Below are 10,974 nucleotides of genomic sequence, written 5' to 3' on the forward strand. Positions count from 1 at the left end.
ACAGAACGCCCTGACCGGTATCCGGTCAGGGCGCTGTTCAACTCTTATGTCCGTGCGGGGCCTGATCAGCCCTGGCGGCTCTTCCACTGCGGGTTGGCGCGGTTCACCACGACCACCCGGCCGCGACGGCGGACCACCACCGAACCCGGCTTCTGCTTGAGCGCACGCAACGAGCTACGTACCTTCATGTCTGCCTCCTCGGTGCTAGCGGTTCCGAGTATCGAAACGCCGCACCCACCCGCCGGATTCCCGGCCGGTCAGCGTCGAACCTTTGCCGTCTGCCGGCCGTACCAGTGGGCGGAGGTCATCCTCATGCCCGTACGTCGGCTCGTCGCCACGGTGCTGGTCGCTGCCGCGACAGTGCCGCTCGCCGCCACACCCGCAGCCGCCCACGGCGCCCCGACCGACCCGATCAGTCGCGCGGCTGCCTGTGGCCCCGAGGGCCGGTACGCGGCCACCAGCGCCTGCCGGGCCGCGGTGAAGGCCGGCGCGGCGGTCCGCGAATGGGACAACGTGCGGGTTTCCACGATCAACGGGCGAGATCGGGAACGGATCCCGGACGGCGAGCTGTGCAGTGGAGGGCTGTCCGCGTACCGGGGACTGGACCTGCCCCGCACCGACTGGCCCAGCACCACGCTGACCACCGGCGCGAAGTTCACCTTCCGGTACCGGACCACCATCGAGCACCGGGGCACCTTCCGGCTCTACGTCACCACGCCCGACTACGACCCGAGCAAGAAGCTGACCTGGGCGGATCTGGAGTCGCGCCCGTTCCTGACACTGACCGACCCGCCGGTGCGGGCCGGGGCGTACCAGTTGGCGGGCCGGCTGCCCGCGGGCCGCAGTGGCCGACACCTGATCTACACGATCTGGCAGAACTCCAACACGCCGGACACCTACTACTCCTGCTCCGACGTGGTGTTCCGCGGTGCCAAGGCCACCGGTGCCACGGCCACCCCCACCCCGGCGGAGGCCGCCGCGACGAAGAGCGCGCCGCGTACCGCCGCGAGTGGGCCGGCCGCCACCGAGACGGCGGTGGTGGCGGCGGCCGACCCGGGCGTGCCGGTGGCGTCGGTGACCAACCTCGGCGGCCGGTGGCCGGTGCTGGCCGGTGCCGCCACCGTGCTGGTCCTGGCGCTGCTGCTGATCGGTGCCGGACGGCGACGCCGCAGCGCCGCAGCACCGGTGGGCCGGCAGTGCGAGGTGCGTAACCACCGGGCCGGGCGGCGCCGGATCTGGTGAACCGACCCGCCCGGGACCCGACGGTGTTCAGCCCAGGTGGCGCTCGATCTCGGCCAACTCGTCGGCCGTGAAGTCGAGGTTGTTCAGCGCGGCGATGTTCGTCTCCAACTGCTCGACGCTGCTCGCGCCGATGATGAGGCTGGTCATCCGCGGGTCACGCAGCGCCCAGGCCAACGCGAGCTGAGCGAGGGACTGGCCGCGCCCCTCGGCGACCGCACCGAGCCCACGGATGGTGGCCATCTTCTCGTCGCTGAGGTCGCTCTCGTTGAGGAAGACGCTGGTGCGAACCCGCGAGTCGGCCGGAATGCCGCCCAGGTAGCGGTCGGTCAGCAGGCCCTGCGCCAACGGGCTGTACGCGATGCAGCCCGCACCGACCTGCTCCAACGTGTCGAGCAGGCCGTCGGACTCGGTCCAGCGGTTGAGCATCGAGTACGACGGCTGGTTGATCAGCAGCGGCGTACCCAACTCGCGCAGGATCGCGGCGGCCCGCGTGGTCTGCTCCGAGTTGTAGTTCGAGATGCCGACGTAGAGCGCCTTGCCGGAGCGGACGATGGCGTCGAGCGCCCCCATCGTCTCCTCCAGCGGGGTGTCCGGGTCGAACCGGTGCGAGTAGAAGATGTCGACGTAGTCCAGCCCCATCCGGCCCAGCGACTGGTCCAACGACGAGATCAGGTTCTTGCGCGAGCCCCACTCGCCGTACGGGCCGGGCCACATCAGGTACCCGGCCTTGCTGGAGATGACCAACTCGTCCCGGTACGGCTTCAGGTCGGTGGCGAGCATCCGGCCGAAGTTCTCCTCCGCCGAACCGGGCGGCGGGCCGTAGTTGTTGGCCAGGTCGAAGTGGGTGACACCCAGGTCGAAGGCGCGGCGGACGATGTCGCGCTGCCGTTCGAACGGGCGGTCCGGACCGAAGTTGTGCCACAGCCCGAGGGAGACGGCAGGCAGTCGCAGGCCGCTGCGTCCGCTGCGCCGGTAGGTCATGGTGTCGTAGCGGTCATCCGCGGCGAGGTAAGTCACGATCATGAGCCTAGCTCCGGCCCGCCCTGGCGTGGATCGGGCGTGGAAACCGGGACATCGGGGTAGTTTCGACGCCATGCGTTTCATTGCGCTCGACACCCCCAAACCGCTGTCCAAGATCGGGTTGGGCACCTGGCAGTTCGGCTCCCGGGAGTGGGGGTACGGCCCGGACTTCGAGCGGCAGGCGGCGCAGATCGTCCGGCGGGCCGTCGAGCTCGGTGTGACGGTCTTCGACACCGCTGAGATCTACGGCTTCGGGCGCAGCGAACGCATCCTCGGCGCGGCCCTCGGCGACGACCGGCCGAAGGTCGTGATCGCCAGCAAGATCCTGCCGGTGCTGCCGGTGGCCGCCGTGGTGCAGCAGCGGGCGGTCGCCTCGGCGGCCCGGCTCGGCGTCACCAGCATCGACCTGTACCAGGTGCACCAGCACAACCCGCTGGTCGCCGACCACACCACGATGCGCGGCATGCGGACCCTTCAGGACGTCGGGCTGATCGGCGACGTCGGCGTGAGCAACTACGGGCTGCGCCGCTGGCAGATCGCCGAAGCCGCGCTCGGCCGGCGGGTGCTCAGCAACCAGGTCCGCTACAGCATGCTGGACCGCGCGCCCGAGCAGGACCTGCTGCCGTACGCGCGGCAGGCCGGCCGGGTGGTCATCGCGTACAGCCCGTTGGCGCAGGGCTTCCTCTCCGGCCGCTACGACGCCAGGAACCCGCCGACCGGTGCGGTCCGGCGTGCCAACCCGTACTTCCTGCCGGAGAACCTTGAGCGCGGTGCGGCCCTGATCGACACGCTGCGCCAGGTCGCCGACGCGCACGACGCAACCCCCAGCCAGATCGCGCTGGCCTACCTGCTGCGCCACCCGAACGTGCTCGCCATCCCCGGGGCGTCCGGGGTCGAGCAGATGGAACGCAACGCCGCCGCCGCCGACATCGACCTCGCCGACGACGAGTACACGGCGCTGGCCGAGGCGGCGAAACGCTTCCGCCCGATCACCGGGCTCGCCGCGATGCCGGCGATGCTGCGTGCCCGGTTCGGCAACCCAACCGGAAAGTGAGCACAGTGGACGACATCACCGCACTGATCCTGGACGACCACGCCGCCTTCCGGCGTGGCTTCGCCCGCCTCGACGACGCCCGCGACGAGCAGGAGATGCTCGCCATCTGGGACGCTCTCGCCCTGCACCTGGACATCCACGCCGAGGCGGAAGAGGCGATCCTCTACCCGCACCTGGTCAAGCACGGCGACGACGGCGAGGACGAGACCGCCGACGCGATCGGCGACCACAACAAGATCCGCGACGCCATCGCCGAGGCGAAACTGCACCCGGTCGGCTCGGACCAGTGGTGGGAGGCGGTCGGCAACGCCCGCCGGGAGAACAGCGAACACCTGGCCGAGGAAGAGGACGAGGCGCTGCCCGACTTCCGCCGGCACGCCAGCACCGAACTCCGGGCCGAGCTGGGCCAACGCTGGCTGACCTTCTACGGCGAGCACAAGTTCGGCCGCAACCTGCCGTTCCGCGACAAGGACCCGCAGCAGTACGTCGCCGACCACCGCTGACATCTCCCCGACGCGGGGGAGTCGGCGGGACCGGTCCGGGCAGCAGAATGACGACGTGACCCTCCGAGCGGCGCTGGCCCCCCTGGTCGCCGGCACCACCTGGCGACGCGGCGTGTTCCTGCTGCTCGGCGGCGTGCTGGCACTGCCGTACGGCCTGCTCGCGGTGACCTTCGCCCAACTGCTCGCCGACTCGGCGATCCCCCGTCCAATGGTCTACGTCCTGCTGGTCATCGCCGCACTGATCGCCGTCGTCCCGTTGCTGCTGGACGGCAGCCGGGCCTTGGAGATCGCCGCCGTCCGGGCCCTGCTCGGCGTCGACCTGCCCGACCCCGCGCCCGGGCACCACGGCGACCGGGAGACCCGGCTGCGCAGCGCGCTCTGGATCGCCACCCACCTCATCGTCGGCGCGCTGGTGATGATCGGGTTGTTCAGCGCCCTGCCGATGGCACTGGCCTTCATCGCCCAACAGTTCGGCATCGGCACCGAGGTGATCAGCCAGGAACAGTTCGGGCCACTGGACGGACAGGACAGCGGCTGGCTGACAGTGACCGGGGTGCTCCTGCTGGTCGTGCTCGGCTACGCCGTCGCCGGTCTCGGCGCGCTCGCCGGATCCATGGCGCCGGTGCTGCTCGGCCCGGCCCAGGCGGAGCGGATCGCCGCCCTCGAAGCACGGGCCGCCCGGCTCGCCGAACGCAACCGGCTGGCCCGGGAGCTGCACGACTCCGTCGGCCACGCGCTCACCGTGGCCACCCTCCAGGCCGGGGCCGCCCGAGAGGTCCTCGACACCGACCCCGAGTTCGTCCGGCGGGCGCTCACCGCCATCGAGGACGTCGGGCGGACCGCGATGGACGACCTCGACCACGTGCTCGGGCTGCTCCGGGAGAACGGACGCGACCGACCCGTGGTGGCGCCGCAGCGTACCCTCGCCGACCTGGACCGGCTGGTCACCGACGCCCGCGCGGCCGGCCTGGCCGTGCACGCGCAACGCGCCGGGGACCCGACCCGGGTGCCCGCTGTGGTCTCCCGGGAGGGCTACCGAATCGTCCAGGAAGGACTGACCAACGCCGCCCGGCACGGCTACGGGCCGGTGACGGTACGCCTGGACCTGCACAGCGACGCGCTGGAGCTGGAGCTGGTCAACGCGGTGCGCCACCCCGACCGAGGCCGGCGGGGGCGAGGCGGTCGAGGCCTGGACGGCATGCGGGAGCGGGTGCTGCTGCTCGGCGGCCGGCTCACCGTGGGCCCCGACGGCGACCGGTGGCTGATCCGGGCCCGCCTGCCCTACGAGGAGACGACATGACCACCGGAGTGCTGATCGTCGACGACGACGAGCTGATCCGGGTGGGGCTGCGGGCCATCATCGACGCCCAACCCGACCTGCGCGTGCTCGCCGAAGCCGCCGACGGGGCCGAGGTGCCGCCGCTGGTCGCCCGGCACCGGCCCGACGTGGTGCTGATGGACGTGCGGATGCCCGGCATCGACGGCATCCAGGCCACCCGGCACCTGCTGGCCACCTCCGCCGACCCGCACCGGGTGTTGGTGGTCACCACCTTCGCCAACGACGAGTACGTCTACGAGGCGCTGCGCGCCGGCGCCTCGGGGTTCCTGCTCAAACGGGCCCGGCCCGCCGAGGTGGTCGAGGCGGTCCGGGTGGTCGCGGCCGGCGAGTCGCTGCTCTTCCCGGCCGCGATCCGCCAACTGGTCGGGGCGTACGGGCCGGCGGGCGGCGACCGGTTGAGCGCCGCCCGGCTCACCGAACGGGAGGCCGAGGTGCTGCGGTTGATGACCACCGGCCGGTCCAACCCGGAGATCGCCGCGCACCTGGTGGTCGGGGTGGAGACGGTCAAGACGCACGTCGGCAACGTGCTGGCCAAGCTGGGCGTCCGCGACCGCACGCAGGCGGTCATCGCCGCCTACGAGTCCGGCTTCGTCACCCCGTCCGGCTGATCGGTCCCTCCATCGGGGGAGCGGGTTCACCGCCGGCCGGGAGGGAATCCGGCGGCTGTCAGTCGAGGCTGAGAGCATGACAACGATCACTGCCTCCCGACCCCGTACCGACTCCCGCTGGCCGGACCGGCTGGCCCCACTGGCCGCCGGTTGGCTCGGCCTGTGGGGCGTGCTCGCCCTGCTCGGCACGCTCACCGGCGCCGGCTACCCGTTCGGCCCGAACGACCCCCACGGCGGCGACGTCAGCCTGCTGCGCCTGGTGCCGGTGGAGGTGGCCACCCCGCTCTTCGCCGGCGTGCTGCTCACCGCCGCGGTGGCCGCCCTGGCCATGAGCCGCCCGGCGGCGCGATCACCCGGCCCGCTGCGGGCGCTGCTCGCCGGCTACGGCTGGGCGGTCGCGTTCGTCCTTGTCCTGGTCGTGCCGGACGTCCGAGTGCTGATCGTCCTCGGCTACCTGCCGATACTCATCGTCGGGGTGCCGTTCGGCTGGCCGCCCATCGACTACTCCGATGTCTTCAACTGGGCGCTGTTCGCCCGGTTCGCGGCGCTGGCCGGCGGGCTGCTGCTGGCCGGGGCGGTACTCGCCTGGCAGCGCCGTACCGCCGGAGCCTGCGTCGGCTGCGGCCGCGCCGACACCGGCAAGCGGTGGACCACCCCGGCCGCCGCAACCCGCTGGGGCCGGTGGGCCGCCGGCATCGCCGCGGCGATCCCCCTGACGTACGCGGTGACCCGGTTCGCCTGGGCGGCCGGCATCCCGCTCGGCATCTCCCGCGAGTTCCTGACCGAGATGCAGGACACCGGGCTGGTCTGGGCCGGGCTCGGGCTGGGCGCTTTCGCCAGCGTCGGCGCGATCCTCACCCTCGGACTGCTGCAGCGCTGGGGTGAGCGGTTCCCGCGCTGGATGCTCGGCCTGGCCGGCCGTCGGGTGCCGGTGAAGCTGGCCGTGGTGCCGGCCACCCTGGTCGCCATCTCCGTGACCGCGGCCTCGCTGGGGCTGCTCAGCAATCCCGAGTTCTGGCGGCTGACCGGCGGGCTCAGCATGACCGGGGCGCCGATGCTGCTCTGGCCGCTGTGGGGCGTGGCCCTCGGCGTCGCCACGTACGCGTACCACCTGCGCCGTCGCGGTGCCTGCCGGCGTTGCGACCGGGGCTGAGGGTGGGAGCGGGGGTGCCCCCTGATGCCCGGGGCGCCCCCGCGAATGTGAGCTAGCGTGGGTCGGGTGACTGCGCCTACCCCGGTAATCCCGGTTCCACCGGCCGACCTGCCCGGCACGCTCGGCGCGCTACGGGCGGCCGGTCACCAGTACCGCACCGTCAAGCAGGAACTCCGCGACAACCTCCTCGCCCGGATGCGCTCCGGCGAGACCCGTTTCCCCGGCATCGTCGGCTACGACGACACAGTGCTGCCCGAGGTCGAGCGGGCCCTGCTCGCCGGGCACGACATGGTGCTGCTCGGCGAGCGCGGCCAGGGCAAGACCCGGCTGATCCGCTCACTGGGCGCGTTGCTCGACGAGTGGACCCCCGTTCTGCCCGGCTCGGTGCTCAACGAGCACCCGATGCACCCGCTCACCCCGGCGTCGGTCGCCCAGGTCGCCGAGGCCGGTGACGACCTGCCGATCGGCTGGCTGCACCGCTCGATGCGGTACGGCGAGAAGTTGGCCACCCCGGACACCAGCGTCGGGGACCTGATCGGCGACGTCGACCCGATCCGCATCGCCCAGGGTCGTACCCTCGGCGACCCGGAGACCATCCACTTCGGGTTGGTGCCGCGCACCAACCGGGGCATCTTCGCCGTCAACGAGCTGCCCGACCTGGCCGAGCGGATCCAGGTTGCCCTGCTCAACGTGCTGGAGGAGCGCGACATCCAGGTACGCGGCTACCAGCTGCGCCTGCCGCTGGACCTGCTCCTGGTGGCGAGCGCCAACCCGGAGGACTACACCAACCGGGGCCGGATCATCACTCCCCTCAAGGACCGTTTCGGAGCGGAGATCCGCACCCACTACCCGGTCGAGCTGGAGCTGGAGCTGGCGCTGATCCGCCAGGAGGCCGACCTGTTCGCCGAGGTGCCGGAACACGTGCTGGAGGTGCTCGCCCGCTTCGCCCGCGCCGTCCGGGAGTCGCCGTCGGTGGACCCGCGCTCCGGTGTCTCCGCCCGCTTCGCCATCGCCGCCGCCGAGACGGTCGCCGGTGCCGCGCTGCGTCGCGCCGGTCTGCTCGCCGCCTCCGACACCCCAGACGGTCGCCCCGAGGCCGCCGTCGCCCGCGTCGGTGACGCGGTGTCGGTGACGAGCACGCTGCGCGGCAAGGTCGAGTTCGAGAGCGGCGAGGAGGGCCGGGAGACCGAGATCCTCGCGCACCTGCTGCGTACGGCGACCGCCGAGACGTTCCGGGCCCGCCTGGCCGGGCTGGACCTGTCCGGGTTCACCGCCCTGGTCGAGGACGGCGCCGCGATCGAGACCGGCGAGTTGGTCAGCGCCGCCGAGCTGCTGCGCCAGGTCGGCACCGTACCCGGGTTGGCGAAGGTCCTGGATCGGCTCGACCTGGGCGACGCGCCCACCTCGGAGGAGGCCGCTGCCGCCGTCGAGTTCGTGCTGGAGGGGCTGCACCTGACCCGCCGGCTCGGCAAGGACGTCACCGACTCGGGGCGCACCGTCTACGGCGGCCGGGGCTGACCGTGGCCGGCAACCGGTTCCGTTACGGGCAGTGGAACGGCGGGCCCGACCCGCTCGCACCCCCGTACGACGTGCGCGAGGCGGTGGACGCGGTCGGTGCCGAGGTGCTGGCCGGCGGCAGCCTGCGGGAGGCGCTGCGTGACCTGCTGCGCCGTGGCCCGCAGGGACGGGGTGGCCTGGACGACCTGGCCGCCCGGGCTCGGCGGCTACGCCGGGAGGCGCTGCGCAGGGGCGACCTGGACGGGGCGGTGACCCGGGCCCAGGCCCTGCTCGACCAGGCCCTCGCCGCCGAGCGGGACGAGCTGCGGGGTCGCGACGACGACGACGCGCGGTTCGCCGAGGCGGTGCTGGACAATCTGCCGCGCTCGACGGCGCGGGCGGTGGAGGAGCTGTCCGGCTACCAGTGGGCGAGCGACGATGCCCGCCGCGCGTACCAACAGATCCTCGACCAACTCCGTGACGACGTGCTCGGCCAGCGCTTCGCCGGGATGCGCGACGCGGTGCGCGCCTCCGCCGACCCGGCCGCCCAGCAGCGGCTCGCCGAGATGATGGGCGATCTGAACGACCTGCTGGCCCGGCACGGTCGCGCGGAGGACACAACCGACGCGTTCGCCGAGTTCATGCGCCGACATGGTGACTTCTTCCCGGAGAAGCCGGAGAACGTCGACGAGTTGATCGACGTGCTGGCCCGCCGGGCGGCGGCCGGTGAGCGGCTGATGAACTCGCTCTCCGAGCGGCAGCGCGCCGAGCTGGCTGGCCTCATGCAGCAGTCGCTCGGCGACCGCCTTGCGGGGGAGTTGTCCGCGCTCGACGCGAACCTGCGCGCGCTGCGACCCGATCTGCGCTGGGGGCGCGGCGAGCGGGTCCGTGGCGACCAGCCGCTGGACTACGCCGACGCGGCCGGCGCGCTGGGTGAGATCGGCGACCTGGACGACCTGCTGGACCAGCTCGACCAGGAACACCCGGGGGCGACCCTCGACGACGTGGACGTCGACGCGGTGGCGCGCACGCTGGGCCGGGATGCGGCCGATGACGTTCGCCGTCTGCGTGACCTGGAGCGGGAGTTGCGCCGCCAGGGTTGGGTCAGCCGGGACGCGGAGGGGCTCACACTGAGCCCGAAGGCGCTGCGCCGGCTCGGCGGGACCGCGCTGCGGCAGGTTTTCGCGGAGCTGACCGCCGGGCCGCGTGGCCAGCACGACCTGCGTTCGGCCGGTGCGGCGGGCGAGGTCAGCGGCGCGTCCAGGCCCTGGCAGTACGGCGACGAGCAGCCGTTGGACGTGGTACGCACGTTGACCCGGGCGGTCAGTCGGGCCGGGCCGACGGTCCCGGTGCAGCTCGCGGTGGACGACTTCGAGGTGGTGGAGACCGAGAGGCGCGCCTCGGCCGCTGTGGTGCTCTGCGTCGACCTGTCGTACTCGATGATCTCGCAGGGTCGTTGGGGGCCGATGAAGCAGACGGCGCTGGCGTTGGCGCACCTGATGGAGACGCGCTTCCCACAGGACGCCCTGCAGATCGTGGGCTTCGGCCGGGAGGCGATGACGCTCACCCAGCAGGAGTTGGCGGCCGTGGAGCCGGACATGGAGCAGGGCACCAACCTCCAGCACGCGCTGCGGTTGGCGGGCCGGCACCTGCGCCGGCACCCGGACGCCGAGCCGATCGTGCTGGTGGTCACCGACGGCGAGCCGACCGCGCACCTGGATCCGGACGACGGGGAGGCGCTGTTCCACTGGCCGCCGCTGCCGGAGACGATCGAGGCGACGGTCCGCGAGGTGGACCGGCTGAGCCGTTACGGTGCCACGCTCAACCTGTTCATGCTCGGTGACGACCCGGGTCTGCGACGCTTCGTCGACGCGGTGGCCCGCCGCAGCCGGGGTCGCATGTTCACGCCGGACACCGGCGACCTGGGCGAGTACGTGGTCAGCGACTACCTCCGCTCCCGCCAATCCCGCCGCTAACTCCCGCCGCGGCGGGTTGACTGGGGGGATGGAGAGCGGGGGATTGCGGCGGGCTTACGGTGCCCTGTTCGCGGAGGTCGACGCTGGCGGGTTCGGTCCGGCTCCGGAGGGGCAGCTCAGTGCCGAGCAGATCGTCGCGCATCTGGTCGCCAACGACGAGCTGATGATCCACGCCACCGAGGCGTTGCTGGCCGGGTCGCCGTTCGCCTACTACGAGTTGGAGGAGGACGTGCACCGCCCGCAGCTCGACGCGCTCGCCGCCGAGCAGGGTGGCCTGCGTGGCCTGACCGCGCTGCTGCACGGCACCAGTGACCGGCTGTGCGGGCTGGTCGACCAGCTCGGCCTGGCAGCGGAGACCCCGGTCGAGACGCACCTACGCGAGGGCTTCGACCTCATCGTCGACGAGCCACTGCCCTGGTCCCGCACCCTGGACCTGCACACCCGGGTGCACCTGCCGAAGCACCAGTCCCAACTGCACCTGCTCCGGTCCTGACCGGCGGCGGCTGTTCAGCCGCGACCCGGCACGGGTGCCGTGGTCCATTGAGCGTGATGTCTGTGAGAACAACTGAATACTCAAACAAA

The 10,974-nt window shown here is 72.4% G+C and carries 11 protein-coding genes; 9 read left to right on the forward strand and 2 right to left on the reverse strand.

Features of this window, described 5'->3' with window-relative positions:
* Window positions 1–65 precede the first annotated feature (65 nt).
* On the reverse strand, window positions 66–188 hold the full coding sequence (locus AB0B48_RS28685) for a 50S ribosomal protein L36 (RefSeq protein WP_030490864.1): 123 nt from the start codon (window positions 186–188) through the stop codon (window positions 66–68).
* A 124-nt stretch (window positions 189–312) separates the two neighbouring features.
* On the opposite strand from AB0B48_RS28685, the gene AB0B48_RS28690 reads away from it, so the two are divergent.
* Window positions 313–1,242 (forward strand): lytic polysaccharide monooxygenase, encoded by a 930-nt coding sequence (locus AB0B48_RS28690; protein WP_357206918.1) that lies wholly within the window; start codon window positions 313–315, stop codon window positions 1,240–1,242.
* 27 nt (window positions 1,243–1,269) lie between these two features.
* On the opposite strand, the gene mgrA is transcribed toward AB0B48_RS28690, so the two are convergent.
* Window positions 1,270–2,265 carry an L-glyceraldehyde 3-phosphate reductase gene (mgrA, locus tag AB0B48_RS28695; protein WP_357206920.1) on the reverse strand — a complete coding sequence of 332 codons (996 nt, stop codon included), beginning with the start codon at window positions 2,263–2,265 and terminating at the stop codon, window positions 1,270–1,272.
* 70 nt (window positions 2,266–2,335) lie between these two features.
* Between mgrA and AB0B48_RS28700 the strand changes: the two genes are divergently transcribed.
* From AB0B48_RS28700 to AB0B48_RS28735, 8 genes are all read left to right on the forward strand, one after another.
* Window positions 2,336–3,316 carry an aldo/keto reductase gene (locus AB0B48_RS28700; RefSeq protein WP_357206922.1) on the forward strand — a complete coding sequence of 327 codons (981 nt, stop codon included), beginning with the start codon at window positions 2,336–2,338 and terminating at the stop codon, window positions 3,314–3,316.
* A gap of 5 nt (window positions 3,317–3,321) precedes the next feature.
* The gene (locus AB0B48_RS28705) at window positions 3,322–3,819 is read left to right on the forward strand and encodes a hemerythrin domain-containing protein (protein WP_357206924.1); all 498 of its coding nucleotides are present in this window, start codon (window positions 3,322–3,324) and stop codon (window positions 3,817–3,819) included.
* Between the two features lie 55 nt (window positions 3,820–3,874).
* Window positions 3,875–5,119 (forward strand): histidine kinase, encoded by a 1,245-nt coding sequence (locus AB0B48_RS28710; protein WP_357206926.1) that lies wholly within the window; start codon window positions 3,875–3,877, stop codon window positions 5,117–5,119.
* The gene (locus AB0B48_RS28715; RefSeq protein WP_357206928.1) at window positions 5,116–5,766 is read left to right on the forward strand and encodes a response regulator transcription factor; all 651 of its coding nucleotides are present in this window, start codon (window positions 5,116–5,118) and stop codon (window positions 5,764–5,766) included. The genes AB0B48_RS28710 and AB0B48_RS28715 overlap by 4 nt, the downstream gene beginning before the upstream one ends.
* Window positions 5,767–5,842: 76 nt before the next feature.
* Entirely contained in the window at window positions 5,843–6,919 is a 1,077-nt protein-coding gene (locus AB0B48_RS28720) for a hypothetical protein (protein WP_357206930.1), read from the forward strand.
* A 57-nt stretch (window positions 6,920–6,976) separates the two neighbouring features.
* On the forward strand, window positions 6,977–8,437 hold the full coding sequence (locus AB0B48_RS28725; RefSeq protein ID WP_357206932.1) for a sigma 54-interacting transcriptional regulator: 1,461 nt from the start codon (window positions 6,977–6,979) through the stop codon (window positions 8,435–8,437).
* Between the two features lie 2 nt (window positions 8,438–8,439).
* Window positions 8,440–10,392: a VWA domain-containing protein gene (locus AB0B48_RS28730; RefSeq protein ID WP_357206934.1), complete on the forward strand. Its 1,953-nt coding sequence runs from the start codon at window positions 8,440–8,442 to the stop codon at window positions 10,390–10,392.
* Window positions 10,393–10,420: 28 nt separating this feature from the next.
* Entirely contained in the window at window positions 10,421–10,885 is a 465-nt protein-coding gene (locus tag AB0B48_RS28735; protein WP_357206936.1) for a hypothetical protein, read from the forward strand.
* The last annotated feature ends 89 nt before the right edge of the window (window positions 10,886–10,974 follow it).

Source organism: Micromonospora sp. NPDC049089 (genome assembly GCF_040648775.1).
In the GTDB taxonomy this organism is placed as follows: domain Bacteria; phylum Actinomycetota; class Actinomycetes; order Mycobacteriales; family Micromonosporaceae; genus Micromonospora.